The organism is Ensifer sesbaniae, from assembly GCF_013283665.1.
GTDB classification, from domain to species: Bacteria; Pseudomonadota; Alphaproteobacteria; order Rhizobiales; family Rhizobiaceae; genus Ensifer; species Ensifer sesbaniae.
Genome location: NZ_JABEKU010000001.1, coordinates 1,533,737 through 1,550,119, shown reverse-complemented (window position 1 = coordinate 1,550,119; position 16,383 = coordinate 1,533,737). Strand labels below are relative to the sequence as shown.

General features: G+C 61.6%; 11 protein-coding genes and 1 riboswitch. Of the genes, 3 read left to right on the top strand and 8 right to left on the bottom strand.

The genetic code is table 11. The features are described 5' to 3' along the window. Positions 1-257: 257 nt before the first annotated feature. Both BHMPCIPO_RS07455 and BHMPCIPO_RS07450 read left to right on the top strand, forming a co-directional pair. A complete protein-coding gene (locus tag BHMPCIPO_RS07455) occupies positions 258-2,096 on the top strand; it encodes a methyl-accepting chemotaxis protein (RefSeq protein ID WP_173516169.1) in 1,839 nt (612 codons plus the stop codon). Between the two features lie 271 nt (positions 2,097-2,367). After that, a complete protein-coding gene (locus tag BHMPCIPO_RS07450; protein ID WP_173518111.1) occupies positions 2,368-2,844 on the top strand; it encodes a MarR family winged helix-turn-helix transcriptional regulator in 477 nt (158 codons plus the stop codon). A gap of 92 nt (positions 2,845-2,936) precedes the next feature. Here BHMPCIPO_RS07450 and BHMPCIPO_RS07445 read toward each other — a convergent pair whose 3' ends face one another. The 8 genes from BHMPCIPO_RS07445 to BHMPCIPO_RS07410 form a co-directional block, all read right to left on the bottom strand. Then, complete coding sequence (locus BHMPCIPO_RS07445; protein ID WP_173516168.1) at positions 2,937-5,144, bottom strand: esterase-like activity of phytase family protein; 2,208 nt, start codon at positions 5,142-5,144, stop codon at positions 2,937-2,939. 76 nt (positions 5,145-5,220) lie between these two features. After that, positions 5,221-6,126: a DMT family transporter gene (locus BHMPCIPO_RS07440; protein ID WP_173516167.1), complete on the bottom strand. Its 906-nt coding sequence runs from the start codon at positions 6,124-6,126 to the stop codon at positions 5,221-5,223. 87 nt (positions 6,127-6,213) lie between these two features. After that, positions 6,214-6,418, bottom strand: a riboswitch (FMN riboswitch). Between the two features lie 124 nt (positions 6,419-6,542). Then, positions 6,543-6,818, bottom strand: coding sequence for a non-specific DNA-binding protein Hbs (gene hbs, locus BHMPCIPO_RS07435; RefSeq protein ID WP_065777403.1), 276 nt, complete (start codon positions 6,816-6,818; stop codon positions 6,543-6,545). Positions 6,819-7,038: 220 nt separating this feature from the next. Further along, on the bottom strand, positions 7,039-9,459 hold the full coding sequence (gene lon, locus BHMPCIPO_RS07430) for an endopeptidase La (protein ID WP_173516166.1): 2,421 nt from the start codon (positions 9,457-9,459) through the stop codon (positions 7,039-7,041). 373 nt (positions 9,460-9,832) lie between these two features. Then, positions 9,833-11,110 carry an ATP-dependent Clp protease ATP-binding subunit ClpX gene (clpX, locus tag BHMPCIPO_RS07425; RefSeq protein WP_077961578.1) on the bottom strand — a complete coding sequence of 426 codons (1,278 nt, stop codon included), beginning with the start codon at positions 11,108-11,110 and terminating at the stop codon, positions 9,833-9,835. 283 nt (positions 11,111-11,393) lie between these two features. Beyond that, positions 11,394-12,026, bottom strand: coding sequence for an ATP-dependent Clp protease proteolytic subunit (locus BHMPCIPO_RS07420; protein ID WP_173516165.1), 633 nt, complete (start codon positions 12,024-12,026; stop codon positions 11,394-11,396). 291 nt (positions 12,027-12,317) lie between these two features. Then, on the bottom strand, positions 12,318-13,877 hold the full coding sequence (locus BHMPCIPO_RS07415) for a phospholipase D family protein (protein ID WP_173516164.1): 1,560 nt from the start codon (positions 13,875-13,877) through the stop codon (positions 12,318-12,320). 24 nt (positions 13,878-13,901) lie between these two features. Then, complete coding sequence (locus BHMPCIPO_RS07410; protein ID WP_173516163.1) at positions 13,902-14,759, bottom strand: endonuclease/exonuclease/phosphatase family protein; 858 nt, start codon at positions 14,757-14,759, stop codon at positions 13,902-13,904. Between the two features lie 373 nt (positions 14,760-15,132). Here BHMPCIPO_RS07410 and BHMPCIPO_RS07405 point away from each other — a divergent pair, with 373 nt between their 5' ends. Beyond that, a complete protein-coding gene (locus tag BHMPCIPO_RS07405; protein ID WP_173516162.1) occupies positions 15,133-16,371 on the top strand; it encodes a cytochrome P450 in 1,239 nt (412 codons plus the stop codon). Positions 16,372-16,383: the final 12 nt, after the last annotated feature.

The window sequence follows — 16,383 nt, the reverse complement described above, 5'->3', positions numbered from 1 at the left end:
AAGATCCCCGTGAGGATTGACGAAACCGAACGATCAACCGCACCGTCTCAGCACCTGCAAATATCAGATTATACTCACTTTAATCGATTAGGGTTTTTGTAACATCTTGTTCGCTAGGTTTCCGCCGGCTGCGCTCCGAGCGCGTCCGGGCACCGGAATGATTCCTGCTTCGGCATCCGCTCCGTCATGACGATCAAGAGCCGGAACGACTTCATCAAGTACAGCATTATGGACGGCAGTCCTTCCGGGGGGAACCTATGTCACGGCTCAAGATTTCACACACGCTCATTGCCCTTTTCGTCGTGGTCGCCGTCATCGTCGCGGCGCTTGCGGTTTCCTCGCTCGGCGGCATCAAGATGATGAACGAGCGCAACAACGAGATCGCCACCACCTGGCTGCCGCGTGTCTCGCTTTCCCGCGCGCTCGAAACCCAGCTTTCCGACACGCGCATGGCGTTTGCACGCCACCTGATCTCGCTGACACCCTTCGAGAAGAAGGCCGCGGAAAAAGTCATCGGCCAGACCGTCGAAGGCTTCAACAAGCTCGCCGATGACTATGCGGCACTGATGGTGACGGACGCCGACAAGGCAGCGCTGGAAAAAGTACACACTGCCTACCAAGCCTACCTCTCCATCGCCGATGGCATGGTCAAGCTCTCCAACAATCTCGAGAACATGAAGGCGCAGAGCGTCTTCAAGGTCGAGATGCGTGAAACGGAGCAGAAGGTCGACGAGGCGATCAAGGAAGTGCGCGCGCTCAACGTCGCCGGAGCCGATGCCGCGGTTGCCGCAAGCTCGGCAACGCATGACCAGATCCGCATGATCGAAATGGTCGTCATCGCTGTCGCTGCCATCATCGTGATCGGCGCCATTCTCTATGCCGTGCGCGGTATCGCCCGCCCGATCCAGATCATCACCCGTTCGATGGCGCGCCTCGCGGAAGGCGACACGGACAGCAACATCCCCTACGGTGCCCGCAAGGACGAAATCGGCGAGATGGCCCGTGCCGTCGAAGTCTTCCGTCAGGCGGCAATCACCAACCAGCAACTCGAAGCGGATGCTGAGGCGCAGCGCGCACGCGCCGAGGCCGATCGCCTGCGTCTGACCGAAGAAGCGGAAGCCGCGGCCCAGCACCGCCTCCAGGAAGCGACGGCCGGCCTGGCCAACGGCCTGCGCCGCCTGGCCTCCGGCGATCTCGCCTTCCAGCTCAACGAACCCTTCGCACCGGACTTCGAGCAGCTCCGCCATGACCTGAACCAGGCCGTCGCCCAGCTTGCCGACACGCTTGCCGCCGTTTCGGCCAGCTCCGACAGCATCGATAGCGGTGGACGCGAAGTCAGCCAGAGCGCCGACGACCTGTCGCGCCGGACCGAGCAGCAGGCCGCTTCGCTGGAAGAGACCGCCGCCGCCCTCGACCAGATCACCGTCAATGTCGGCAATTCGTCGAAGCGCACCAACGAGGCCCGCGCCGTGGCCAGCCAGGCAAACGAAAGCGCCCGCAAGTCCGGCGCGATCGTCTCGGGCGCCGTCGATGCCATGGGCCGGATCGAGCATTCGTCAAGCCAGATCTCGAACATCATCGGCGTCATCGACGAGATCGCCTTCCAGACGAACCTCCTGGCGCTGAATGCCGGCGTCGAAGCGGCCCGCGCCGGTGATGCCGGCAAGGGGTTTGCCGTCGTCGCCCAGGAAGTGCGCGAACTTGCCCAGCGCTCGGCCAATGCGGCCAAGGAGATCAAGGACCTGATCCGCAACTCCGCCGTCGAAGTCGAAAGTGGTGTCCGGCTCGTGCGCGAAACCGGCGAGGCTCTGCGCACCATCGAAGGCTTCATCATCACGATCAACCAGCATATGGATGCGATCGCCGTCTCGGCGCAGGAGCAGTCGGCCGGACTGTCGGAGGTCAACATGGCCGTGAACCAGATGGATCAGGTGACGCAGCAGAATGCCGCCATGGTCGAGGAAGCCAATGCGGCAAGCGCCACGCTTGCCCATGAAGCTGGCCGCCTGCGCGAACTGATCGCCCGCTTCACGCTGGAAGAAACTCAGGCCTACGGCTACGCGCCGTCCGCCGGCTCGACGCGCCGAGCGGCATAACCATCGCGCAGGTCCGAGCCTGGTTTTCGCGGGCTCGCGCCGGAGACATCGCAGTCGACCGTGAAGTGGACGAGTGGTCGTAGCCGATGTGCGGGATACGAAAATCTTGACGAACCAACAGAAACGGCCGCCGGAAACGGTGGCCGTTTCTTTGCCTGCCCGGTGCTTACCGTGAAGTCCCGGAGGTTTGTGTCGACAAATGCGGTAATTGTAACTATCACTAATGTTACTGCCATTTCACATGGCACCTCATGAAATTCCAATGACGATCATGAAGAAGACATTCGAAGTTTCCGACAGACTGTTCGAGCTCTACCATCGGGTTCACCGGCTGGTGAACGAATCGATGACCGAAGAAGGCGTATCGCTGGCACGGAGCAAGTTCCTCTTCTTCCTCAGCAAGCTCGGCCCCTGTCGCTCGACCGATATCGCCTGCGCGCTGAACTTCGCGCCGCGCACGGTCACCGAAGCCATCGACGGTCTCGAACGTGACCGCCTGGTCATGCGCAAGCCGGACCCGGAAGACCGGCGCGCCAAGATCGTCTCGATCACCGAAACCGGCCGCATCGTTCTCGAGGCCGCCGAACATCCACGCAAGCAACTGCTCGAGGAAATCTTCTCGGCGCTCGACGACGAGGAACTCGACGCCCTCTACGACATCGTCGGCAAGCTGGTGGACCGGACGGACGAGATCCGCAAGCGCAAGGACGAAGCCGAAGAGGCAGCACAGATCGCTGTTGCCCGCTGACCGCGGCTCCTCGATCGGGTAACACAGTGCCGAAACTGAAAGAGGCCGGGACGTCATGTCTCGGCCTCTTCCGTTTTCTCCGGGCGTAACGCTTACATCGCGTTGATGGCGCCAATGGAGAAGAACAAGGTTTCGCCGGAGGAGTCGTCGACACCGTCGTTGTCGGTGACGACGTAGCCGTTGCCGGCGGCGTCGACGGTGAAGCCTTCGACCTTGTCGACGAGGTAGCCGTTCAGCGCCTTCAGGTCCGGAATGAGGTCACGTACCTCTTCCTTCTTGATGACCGGCAGTTCGCCACCGAGTGCTGCCGGCTTCAGTTCCGTCAGCGCGACGCGATAGATCTTCTTGAGCTTGGCTGCCTGGCCGATCAGGTTGTCGCGCTCGATGACATAGGCGTAGTCGCCATGCACGGAGATTTCCGAGAGGCCGACCCAGCCGTCACCGGCCTTTTCCAGCGGGTAGCGCACCGCACCCCATTCTTCGCTCTTCGGCTTATAGGAAACGAGCTTGACGAAGCCCTTCTCGTCATCCTTCCATTCGCGTTGGACAGCCATCCACAGCGTCTGGTCGTCACCTTCGCCAACGACGGTGATGCCTTCGAAGCCGAAGCGGGTTTCGCCGGCACGCAGCGCCTCGGGCAGGGCGATTTCCTCCTTGATCTCGCCCTTCTTGTTCACGTGGAAGATCGCGTGATTGTAGAGCTTGTCGGAGTTGCCCTCCGATGCGAGCCAGAAGCCCCCTTCCCCGTCATTGGCGATACCCTCGATATCGAGCTTCTGAGCCGGCGCGCCGTCCCGGGTGATTGTGAGCGTTTCGGTGATGAGAGCCGGCTTCTGCGTTGCGTCGATCGTGAAGATCGTCGGCTGCGACGAGAAGACCGAGTCGTTGACGGCACGCAGGAAGCCCGGCTTGTCCGAGACGGCAGCGAGACCGGAGAGTGCGCCGAAGCCGATCGGCAGGCCGTCCTTCTCGGCGGAGCGGATCTGCGGATAGGTTGCCTCGCCTTCAGCGCGCTCGTAGATCATCACGTGCGAACGCGCGCCGCCGTCCTCGACGAGGTCGACTTCATTTGCGGTCGCAAGCAGATTGCGCGACGGAATGGCGACGGCACCTTCCGGCGAGATGCCCGACGGCAGCAACTGCAGCAGTTCAGGCTCCGCACCCGTGTCCTTGTAGACGCCAACGACCGAAGCACGCTCCGAGAGCAGGAAGAACAGGTTGTCGTCACCGAACTTCGCCGCGTCCAGGCCCTCGGGCTCGACGCCCTTGGCAGAAGAGCGCTTCTCTGGATAGTGGCCGATCGCGGCAATGGCATGCTCGAAGCTCGCACCCGATTCGTAGAGGACCTTGCCGGTCGTATCGAAGATCGTGAAACCACGTGAACCGCCTTCGTAATCGCCTTCGTTGGCGACGACGATCCGGTTGTCGTCGAGCCACTTCACGGCGTCCGGCTCGCGCTTGCGGCCCGGCTGTTCGTCCTTGAAGGCAATCGCACCGTTGCGCTTGGTGTCGATGTTCTTGAGGTCAACCGTGCCGGCGGAGAAATGCGTCTTCACCGTCGCGGTCTTGCCGTTGATGATGACGATGTGGTTGTTTTCCTGCAGCGTCAGCGCAATCTCGTCTTTGCCGTTGAAGGAGACGAATTCCGGCTCCGGATCCTCGCCAGCGATTTCGGCAAGACCTGTCAGCGTCACACGCTTCAGCGAGCCGCAATCGGCGATACCGTCCTTCAGCGACAGGATGACCAGATCGCCAGCCGGCATCTGCGGGATCTTGCCTTCGTTCACTTCCTCGTCACGCTCGTTTTCGATGGCAATCGCTGCAAGCGTGCGATCCTTGTTGACGGCGACCGAGTCCGGCTGACCGCCGAGGTCACAGGTTGCCGCAACTTTCTTGGAGGCGAGATCGACCACGGCGAGAAGACCGGAGGGCTTGACGAAGCTTTCGCGCGTGTTGACCGCAACGAGCGCCTTGGCGCCGGCAACGGTGACGGAGGTCGGCTCACCATCGAAAGAGATCGTGCCGGCAGCCTTCGGCGCCTTGGCATCGGTGATGTCGATCAGGCCGACGCGCTTGCCCGGGCTGTCCGAATAGATCAGCGTATTGCCGTCCTCGCTGGCCGCGATGATCTCGGCCGACGTCGGCGCCTTGCGCGCGTCACCCTCAGGCAGATTGTCGGCAACGGCGAAGGATGCAATCCGGTTGAATACGGGCTCGGCCGCCGCGGGAAAAGCCGCGGAAGCGAGAAGGACGGCGGCAAATACCGCCACGCGCGATGCATTGGTCATAAAATCCCCCATGGACACTACTGAAAAACATGGGGTTTCTGCGCGACGGGGATGACAGCCGAATGACAGCCGAACGGTTTTGCACCACTCAGGCGGCGGCGGTCTCCCGCTCGCGCCTGATCTCGTTGCGCATGATGAACAGCGAGGCTGCGAGGATCAGCACGGCACCGATCCAGAGATAGCCGGTCGGCGCGTAGCCGAAGACCAGCCAGCCGGCGAAAACATTGAGCGGCAGCTTCAGATCATCGAAGGGCTGCACATAGGCTGCGTCAGCGACCGTGTAGGCCAGTGTCAGCAGATACTGCGCAAAAACGGTCAGAACCCCGGCGAGCACGAGAAGGCCGAGTGCCGCGCCGTCCGGAACCGCAAAACCAGCCGCGAGCGCAATGACGCCATTGATCGGGGTCAGGAGGACAAGCAGCCAGATGGTGATCGTCTCTGGATGCTCGCTGCTCGTCAGGCTCTTCGTGATGAGTGACGACGCGCCCCAGAGCAACGCGGAGAGGATCGGCAGCAGGGCCGCCCAGGTGAAGCTGGCCGACCAGGGATCGAGAATGATCATGGCGCCGGCAAATCCGACCGCCGTCGCGGTCCAGCGCGCCGGGCCGACCCGTTCGCCAAGAAACAGGCGAGCGCCGAGGATGATGAAGAAGGGCGAGGTCATGACCAGGGCGATCGCCTGCCAGATCGGCACGTGAGCGAGGCCAGAGACCCAGGTCCCGACGCCGAAGGCGGCGAGCGCCACACGCACCACATGGCGCCAAGGGTAATCGGTGCGCATCGCCGAAAGCCCCGCACGGCGCAGGAACGGCAGGGAAAACAGGAAGGCGAAGGCGTATTGCCAGAAGGCCGTTGCGGCGGCGGGAAAGCCGAGCGTCATCGTCAGCCATTGGGTGACGACGTTGAGGCCGGCGAAGGCAATGCCGGCGAGCACCATGAAGCCGGCTCCGGCCATGGCACGCGAGGAGGAAAAACCGAGGGAAGTCTGATTCATGTCATGTATCCTGAAAAATGGACAAACACAAATCAGGACGCATGAGCGCACGGCACGACGCCGGGCAGCCCTGCCCTTCGCACCGACGACCATTCTCTTTCATCCGGACTATGACCGTCGGCTCCGGAGTTGCACCGGATCTGCTGACCCCTACCCCTGTTCCAGGAGAAAGGCGCTCGCGGGCTTGGGCCACCGCATAGTGTTACAGCGACCTTAGCGCGCCTAGAAAGACGCGCGGCGCTGTAGTGCCCTTACCGCCGGTGGGGACTTTCACCCCGCCCTGAGAATGGGCAAGCCGTAGAGCAAATGGCGGGAGGCTGCAAGGGCCGCCCTTGAAATGCAAAAGGGTCCGGCTTTCGCCGAACCCTCGAATACCTGGACTGCCGGCCTCGTGTCCGGCCGCCAAGCAAATCTGATCAGCCGTTGACGGCGTCCTTCAGGCCCTTGCCGGCCGTGAACTTCGGCACGTTGCGAGCCGGGATATCAACTTCCGCACCCGTGGACGGGTTGCGGCCCTTCGAGGCTTCGCGGCGCGAAACCGAGAAGTTGCCGAAGCCGACCAGGCGAATGTCGCCGCCGTTCTTCAGCTCGCCCTGGATGGTCTCGAAAACTGCATCAACTGCAGAAGATGCGTCGGTCTTGGAAAGTCCGGCCTTCTCAGCAACGGCAGACACGAGCTCATTTTTGTTCATGTTTCCACCCCTTTCAGATTGGTTCGAAACGACTGTGTTTTAAGGCGCGGCGGCTTGCGCATCGCCCGCGTCTTGCCTTTCCCAATTGCGCCTAATCCCTTGGAATGCAAGGCTTGCGGCGTGCTTTTACAAGAAAAAAGACCGGCCAAAGGCCGGTCTTCCCAATTTTTCTGCAAAATGGGCGCCGCGTGAGGGCGCGGCGCCCATTGCCTGGCACTTTTTAGTGGGCGATCGAAGAACCCGCTTCGTCCTGCGAATCAACCGCTGCGACGGTCGCCGGCTCATTTGCCGGGTCCCAGTCGATCGGCTCCGGCCTGCGCACCAGAGCGTGTTCGAGCACTTCGCCCATCCGCGAAACCGGGATGATTTCGAGCGCGTTCTTCACGTTGTCCGGGATCTCGGCGAGATCCTTGGCGTTCTCTTCGGGGATCAGCACCTTCTTGATGCCACCCCGGAGAGCCGCGAGCAGCTTCTCCTTGAGACCGCCGATCGGCAGCACTCGGCCGCGCAGCGTGATCTCGCCGGTCATCGCCACATCCTTGGAGATCGGGATGCCGGTCATGATCGATACGATCGCGGTTGCCATGGCGACACCGGCCGACGGACCATCCTTCGGCGTTGCGCCTTCCGGCAGGTGCACGTGGATGTCGCGCTTGTCGAACAGCGGAGGCTCGATGCCGAAGTCGATCGCCCGCGAACGGACATAGGACGCCGCCGCCGAAATCGATTCCTTCATCACGTCACGCAGGTTGCCGGTGACCGTCATGCGGCCCTTGCCGGGCATCATGACGCCTTCGATCGTCAGCAGCTCGCCGCCGACCTCTGTCCAGGCAAGACCCGTGACCACGCCGATCTGATCGTCGCGTTCGGCTTCGCCGTGACGGAAGCGCGGCACACCCAGGTAGTCGTTGATGTTGTCCGCCGTGACTTCGACCGTCTTGGTCTTGCCCTTGATGATCTCGGTCACCGCCTTGCGGGCGAGCTTCATCAATTCGCGCTCGAAGTTACGGACACCGGCTTCCCGCGTATAGGTCTGGATGACCGCCATCAGGGCCCCGTCGCTCACGGAGAACTCCTTCGGCTGCAGCGCGTGGTCGCGGATCGCCTTCGGCAGCAGGTGCCGCTTGGCGATCTCCAGCTTTTCCTCTTCGGTATAGCCGGCGATGCGGATCACCTCCATGCGGTCCATCAACGGTGCCGGAATGTTCAGCGTGTTGGCCGTGGTGATGAACATCACGTTGGACAGGTCGTATTCGACTTCCAGGTAGTGGTCCATGAAGGTCGCGTTCTGTTCCGGATCCAGCACCTCGAGCAGCGCCGAAGACGGATCGCCACGGAAATCCTGACCCATCTTGTCGACCTCGTCGAGCAGGAACAGCGGATTGGAGCGCTTCGCCTTCTTCATCGACTGGACGATCTTGCCGGGCATCGAACCGATATAGGTACGGCGGTGACCGCGGATCTCGGCTTCGTCACGAACGCCGCCGAGCGCCATGCGCACATATTCGCGGCCGGTCGCCTTGGCGATCGACTTGGCGAGCGAGGTCTTGCCGACGCCCGGAGGGCCGACGAGGCACAGGATCGGGCCCTTGATCTTCGACGAACGCGCCTGCACGGCGAGATATTCGACGATGCGTTCCTTGACCTTGTCGAGACCGAAGTGATCCGTGTTGAGCACGTCCTCGGCATGGTTCAGGTCGCTCTTGATCTTCGACTTCTTGCCCCAGGGCAGGCCGAGCAGCCAATCCAGATAGTTGCGAACCACGGTCGCTTCCGCGGACATCGGGCTCATCTGGCGCAGCTTCTTGAGTTCCGCATCGGCCTTTTCGCGCGCTTCCTTGGAGAGCTTCGTCTTGGCGATGCGTTCCTCGATCTCGGCCATCTCGTCGCGGCCATCTTCGCCGTCGCCGAGTTCCTTCTGGATCGCCTTCATCTGTTCGTTGAGGTAGTATTCGCGCTGGGTCTTCTCCATCTGGCGCTTGACGCGCGAGCGGATGCGCTTTTCGACCTGCAGGACGGAGATCTCACCTTCCATGAAGCCGAGCGCCTTTTCCAGGCGCATCTTCACGCTGGTGGTCTCCAGCATTTCCTGCTTCTCGACGATCTTGATCGACAGATGCGAAGCGACGGTATCGGCAAGCTTCGAATAGTCTTCGATCTGGCTGGCGACGCCGACGACCTCGGGGGAGATCTTCTTGTTGAGCTTCACATAGCTCTCGAACTCGGAAACGACCGAGCGGCTCAGCGCCTCGATCTCGACCGGATCTTCTTCCGGCTCGTTCAGCGTATGCGCCGAAGCCTCATAAAATTCTTCGCGCGGCGTGTAGCCGTCGATCTTGGCGCGCGCGCGGCCTTCGACCAGCACCTTGACGGTACCGTCGGGCAGCTTCAGCAATTGCAGGACATTGGCGATGGTGCCGACGTCATAGATCGCAGCCGGTTCCGGATCGTCGTCGGTGGCGTTGATCTGGGTGGCAAGCATGATCTGCTTGTCGGTACCCATGACTTCCTCAAGCGCACGGATCGACTTTTCACGGCCGACGAAGAGCGGCACGATCATGTGCGGGAAGACTACGATGTCGCGGAGCGGCAGGACCGGGTGGGTCGCGCTTTCAGTCGCCGGTGACGTTTTGTTCGTCATGTCATTTCCTTTCCGTCCCGATTTCGGGCCCGTTCCCGGGAGCCCCGCAGGCACTCCCGGTTGTCATATTTTCCACATGAAAGTGGAGTGCGACCGCGTCCATTTCAAGGCTGACGCGACACCCACCAACCGTGGCCGGGTCCTTCTGACTACGCATCATTTCTGTTGCGGGCCTTGCGACGGAGAACGAGGCTCAAGGACGCGCAACGACAAAGGTCCTTCATTGAATCGTCACATCATTGCGTTGTTTGGGACACTTTAGCAACAATCGAATTGTGAAATCTGCGCTGCCGCCCCTTTGTCTCAACAGCTAAGTGCACGAACATGAAAAAGCCCGCACAAGGCGGGCTTCTCAAACGATAATTCAGTTTTCTCAGGCCGAAACGTTGGTCTTTTCGTCCGACCGCTCGGAGTAGATGTAGAGCGGCCGCGCTGCACCCTTGACCACCTCGTCGGAGATGACCACTTCGCGCACGCCTTCCAGCGTCGGCAGCTCGAACATGGTGTCGAGCAGGATCTTTTCCATGATCGAGCGAAGGCCGCGAGCACCGGTCTTGCGCACGATCGCCCGGCGGGCAATCTCGCGCAGCGCGTCTTCATGGAAGGTGAGCTCCACGTCTTCCATCTCGAACAGGCGCTGGTACTGCTTGACGAGCGCATTCTTCGGCTCCGAGAGGATCTGGATCAGTGCGTCCTCGTCGAGGTCTTCGAGCGTCGCCAGGACTGGCAGACGACCAATGAATTCCGGGATCAGGCCGAACTTGACCAGATCTTCCGGCTCCAGTTCGCGCAGCACTTCGCCGACGCGACGATCTTCCGGCGCCCGAACCGTGGCACCGAAGCCGATCGAGGTCTTCTCGCCGCGAGCAGAGATGATCTTGTCGAGGCCGGCAAAAGCGCCACCGCAGATGAACAGGATGTTGGTGGTGTCGACCTGCAGGAATTCCTGCTGCGGATGCTTGCGGCCACCCTGCGGCGGTACCGATGCAACGGTGCCTTCCATGATCTTCAGCAGCGCCTGCTGCACGCCCTCGCCCGAAACGTCGCGGGTGATCGACGGGTTGTCGGACTTGCGCGAAATCTTGTCGACTTCGTCGATGTAGACGATGCCGCGCTGGGCGCGCTCGACGTTATAGTCGGCAGCCTGGAGCAGCTTGAGGATGATGTTTTCGACGTCTTCACCGACATAACCGGCTTCGGTCAGCGTCGTGGCGTCCGCCATGGTGAACGGCACGTCGATGATGCGGGCGAGCGTCTGGGCAAGATAGGTCTTGCCGCAGCCGGTCGGGCCGACGAGCATGATGTTCGACTTCGCCAGTTCGACATCGCTGCCCTTGGCGGCATGCGCCAGGCGCTTGTAGTGGTTGTGAACGGCGACCGACAGGATACGCTTGGCCTGCTGCTGGCCGATGACGTATTCGTCGAGAACCTTGATGATTTCCTGAGGGGTCGGCACACCGTCGCGGGACTTGACCATCGAGGTCTTGTTCTCTTCGCGAATGATGTCCATGCACAGTTCGACGCATTCATCGCAGATGAAGACGGTCGGTCCGGCAATCAGCTTACGGACTTCGTGCTGGCTCTTGCCGCAGAACGAACAATAAAGCGTATTCTTCGAGTCACCGCCGTTGCTTCCGCTGACCTTGCTCATTTCCACTTCCTTCCAGCACGCCGGACACTTCAAGAGAAGTATCGCGGACCACTCAATTCGCCCTGTAGCCTATCCTCATGCAGGGCTTCCGGGAGTACTTACCGCATCGGCACGGACACGTCCGATACGGCTGCAACGACTCTCCCAACTCATCCGAACACTATGCCCTCAGAATCCAACATAGCATTAACGGTCCATATTAACGGCTTTACCCGGTCGATAAAGCCCTTGAGCCATTACAATTGTGTCACAATTACATCTATCGCGACACAAAAGCGCGTTATCAGGCCTGCTCGGCGCCTTCGATCTCTTCGCGCGAGGTCAGTACCTTGTCGACGATACCCCAGTCCAGAGCCTCGTCCGCGCTCATGAAATGGTCGCGGTCGAGCGTCTGTTCGACTTCCTCGTAAGTCCGACCGCAATGCTTGACATAGACCTCGTTGAGGCGGCGCTTCATCTTGAGGATGTCGCGGGCATGGCGCTCGATATCGGAGGCCTGGCCCTGGAAACCGCCCGAGGGCTGGTGAACCATGATGCGCGCATTCGGCGTCGCAAAACGCATGTCCTTGTGGCCGGCCGCCAAGAGCAGAGAACCCATGGAGGCTGCCTGGCCGACGCAGAGCGTCGAGACCGCCGGCTTGATGAACTGCATTGTGTCGTAGATTGCCATACCCGAGGTGACGACGCCGCCCGGGGAATTGATGTAGAGCGCGATTTCCTTCTTCGGGTTTTCCGCTTCGAGGAAGAGGAGCTGGGCGCAGACGAGCGTCGCCATCTGATCTTCGACCGGACCGGTGACGAAGATGATGCGCTCCTTCAGAAGGCGCGAAAAGATATCGTAGGAACGTTCACCGCGGTTGGTCTGCTCAACAACCATCGGCACCAGTGCCAGTGCGGTATCAACGGGATTTCTCATATCGAACCTTCATCAATCGGGCTCGCAAAACCTTGCGAACCGGGAATCACGGGATTTACCTTCTGCTCCTACATAGAGTGTCAACACCCTTCACTTCAAGTCGCGAAGCTTCGATAACCTTAATCGAACGCCCCCTTTGCTGCGAAGTCCGGCACTCCTCCACACATGGTTGTCAATAGAGCCTTTCTTCGCCGATAAGCGCGGTGCAAGCCGCCGCGACCGAGCGTTTCGCACAGGGTTCGATGACCTCGGTAAACGAACGGCAAATCATGCAGCCGGGCCACCGCTTCGTCAGAGCTGAGACTCGATCGGCAGAATGCGGATCAGGTTGGCCATCAAGCGCCTTGCAAGGCTGGCATCCGGCTCGTGCCGCAACAGCCTCTCGCAACCGTTGGCGCGATCACGCCAGACAAGCCGTGAACCGTCCATTCCGAGCCGGTAGCTGATCGACGGCGAGGTCTCTTCTTCGAACATGCCGGCGAGTTCGCCTGCAAGAGCCTCATCGGCGAACACCACGCCCATTTCCGTGTTGAGCGATGCGGAGCGCGGATCGAAGTTCATCGAGCCGACGAAGCCGTGCCGGCCATCGACGACGAAAGCCTTGCTGTGCAGGCTCGCATTGCGCGCGCCGAACAACGACATGCGATGTCCTTCGGCGACATCGCCCTGTTCCTTCAATTCGAAGAGTTCCACGCCGGCGCGCACGAGTTTGCGGCGATACTTGACGTATCCGCCGTGAACGGCTGCGACATCCGTCGCAGCAAGAGAGTTGGTCAGCACCGAGACGCGCGCGCCGCGCGCCGCAATGGAGGCAAGCTCGCGCGTCCCGGCAGCGCCGGGGATGAAATAAGGTGAAATGATCCTGAGATCCCTCGCGGCCGCCTCTATCAGCGGGAAGAGTTCACGCAGCAACCAGTTCTGCCGCCGCTGCATCAGCGCCTTTTCCGGCGGATCCGATGCCAGGCGGATCTCCGAACTCCAGTGAAGGCGCCGCGAGCCGTGATAGATGTCGGCCTCCTTGGCCGCGCTGTCGATGCGTTCGATGTAGAACCGGCCTGCCGGCGTCCGGGCAAGCCCTTCGACGGCATCGCGGAGCGCCGGTAGATATTGCTTGCGTGGTGTGCGCAGCGCCGCGATCGGGAGAACCGAGGCGCTGTTCCAATAGCGGTCGAACATGGTTGACGCCTGTTCCAGCACCGGCCCCACCATCCAGACGTCGAGGTCGCGGAAGTTGGAGAGTTCGGCAGCGTCGAAATAGGCGTCGCCGATGTTGCGCCCGCCGGCGATCGCGACACGGCCGTCCGCCACCCACAGCTTGTTGTGCATGCGGCGGGTGGCGCTGAAGGCACGGATCGCCATTTCGAAGCCGCGACGAAAGCGATCTGTCCGCGCCCGGCTCGGGTTGAACAGTCGCACGTCGATATTGGGGTGGGCATCAAGTGCGATGCACATGCGATCGTGAATGCCGGCATTGATGTCGTCGAGCAGCAGCCGGACACGTACGCCCCTGTCGGCTGCTGCCAGGATCTCACGAGCCAGCAGAAGGCCGGTCAGGTCATCCTTCCAATAGTAATACTGCAGATCGAGACTTCGACCGGCGCGCCTAGCCGCATGCGCGCGCACCACCAAGGCTTCGATATTGTCGGAGACGAGCGACACGCCATTTGCCGCTGGATGGGCTGAAAGAAGCGGCGCCAGATGCCGATCGAGTTCGGTTCCGGCCTCGGCCACCGGGAACGCGGTCGACGGCAGCCCATGCGGGCGCCGCCCGAACCGGCCGTAAATGTAGAGGATGGCCGAAACGACCACACCGACGATGATAGCGACGGCAATCAGGACGGAGGACAACATCGAAAGTTCGCCTCGCGCCCGACGTCAGACCGATCCCGCGCGACCGGCTTCGACCCGAGTTCCGTCTCGGTGATCCTGCTGGGCAGCCTTCAAGGCGATCGAGGCCTTTACCGGCAGATGGTCCGAGGCGATCCGCGCAAGCGGTGAGTCATGCACGGCGACCGAGGTTACCAGATGGTGTGGATTGCCAAGCACGCGATCGAGCGGAAGCAGGGGAAACCGCGACGGAAAGCTCGCGACCGTGGCATGCGACGGATCGAAAACCGGACTGAGGAACGACAGCGACGAACGCCGGCCCATGCGCCACTCGTTGAGATCGCCGATCAGCAAGGTCGGCCTGCCGTTCGCATCGGCCGCCGCCTCCAGGATTGCCTCGGCCTGCTGAGCGCGGGAATGCCTGAGAAGTCCGAGATGGGCGGCGATGATGCGCAATGGGCCGACCTTCAGGTCGAGATCGACGACGAGGGCACCGCGCGGCTCGACACCCGGCAGTTTCAGTTGCCGCACATCCGAAACCGCCCCCTCGCGCAGCAGCAGCACGTTGCCGTGCCACCCATGCCCCTTCGCGGAAAACCCGGAGATCGGCACCGAAACGAGATGGGATTCACGGCGGAGGTGGTCGAGATCGAGAAGCCCGGCGCGCTCCCCGAACCGCTGGTCCGCCTCCTGAAGCGCGACGATATCGGCACCTAGTTCGCCGATCACATGGGCGGTCCGCCCGGGATCGAAGCGCCCATCCGTGCCGACACATTTGTGGATGTTGTAGGAGGCGATGACGATATCGCCGCGGTTCACCGCGGTCTCACGATGGACGACCGTGGGGCGCCGCTTGCGGATCGCCGCCACGATCCCCGCCGATAGACTGGACTGGTTTTTTGCCATGCCGCTCCCTGCCTGCTGCCTGCATCATTGCGCAAATAGGTCGCCCGGCGCCACCGAAAAAGGGTGGTAGGCGGAAGTTGTTTCGCAACCGCATTGCGGCGGCAAACAGATCGAGACTGGTCGCCAAGAAGCAGCGCGAGCATCCATTGGCGCCTAATGTTGATCAGTCGGACGGCTGCGAGCAGGATGCGTTTTCCGTCGGAATGGAGCCTGATCGAGGTGCGGACGTCTCAGGGTTCCGCCGCACCTACGGTCTGTCTCAGGCGGGTGTTGCTCACCTTCAGTCCTGAACAGGGAGATTGCCCCGCTTGCCCGCCGAACCTCGTTTCCCGTAGAAGTGGACGTCAATCGAGTCCTGCGAAGAGCCCGTTGCATGTCTGCCATAACCATTGACGGAGCCCAAAGGCGCGTTTCCATCGATGCGCGCAATCCCGCCTTCTACCGAGAGCCACTTGCCGCCTATGCCGAGATCCACGCGCAATGCCCGGCCTTCTTCTGGGACGAGCGGCAGCAATGGTATTTCGCTGGCTACGACCAGGTGAACGCGCTGCTGCGCGACCGGCGTTTCGGCCGACAGATCCTGCATGTGGCGACGCGCGAAGAGGTTGGCCTTCCGGCACCGAAGCCGCATTTGAAGGATTTCGACGCGCTTGAGGAGCATTCGCTGCTGGAGCTCGAACCGCCGGCACACACCCGCCTGCGCGCACTCGTCAACCGGGCCTTCGTCTCGCGGCAGATCGAACAGTTGAGACCGGATATCGAGCAATTGTCGCATGCCCTGATCGACGGTTTCGAGCGCAACGGTGAAGTCGAGTTGCTCAAGACCTATGCCGAAACGATCCCTGTGACGATCATCGCCCGGATGCTCGGCATTCCCGTCGCGGCGACGCCCGACCTTCTCGACTGGTCGCATCGCATGGTCCGGATGTATGTCTTCAACCCGAGCTACGAGACCGAACTCGACGCCAACAAGGCATCCGCCGACTTTGCCGACTACCTCAGAAAGATCATCGCCGAGAAACGCCGCGACCCCGCCGACGATCTGCTGACCCACATGATCACCTCGGAAAAGGATGGCGAGCGACTTTCCGAGCCAGAACTGGTCTCGACCACCGCCCTGCTCCTCAATGCCGGTCACGAAGCGACGGTGCATCAGATCGGCAATGCGGTCAAAACCATCCTGCACTCCGGACTCTCGGCCACGGACCTGTTTGCCACGGAAGCGGCGACGGCGCTGACGATCGAGGAGTGCCTGCGCCTTGCGGCACCGCTGCATATTTTCCAGCGCTATGCCCTGACGGACGTCGAACTCGACCACGGCATCACGCTTCGAAAGGGCGACAAGATCGGCCTGCTGCTCGGGGCGGCGAATGTCGACCCGAAGAAGTTCACGGACCCGAATGTGTTTCGGCCGACGCGTGACGAAGGCGCCAATGTCTCCTTCGGCGCCGGCCTGCATTTCTGCATCGGCGCGCCGCTCGCCCGGCTGGAGCTCAATCTATCGCTGCCGATCCTGTTTCGGCGGCTGCCGAATATGCGGTTGAAGAACGAGCCCGAGGTGAAGGATGCGTTCCATTTCCACGGCCTCGAACGCCTCGATCTGGTCTGGTGACCAACACCGGAG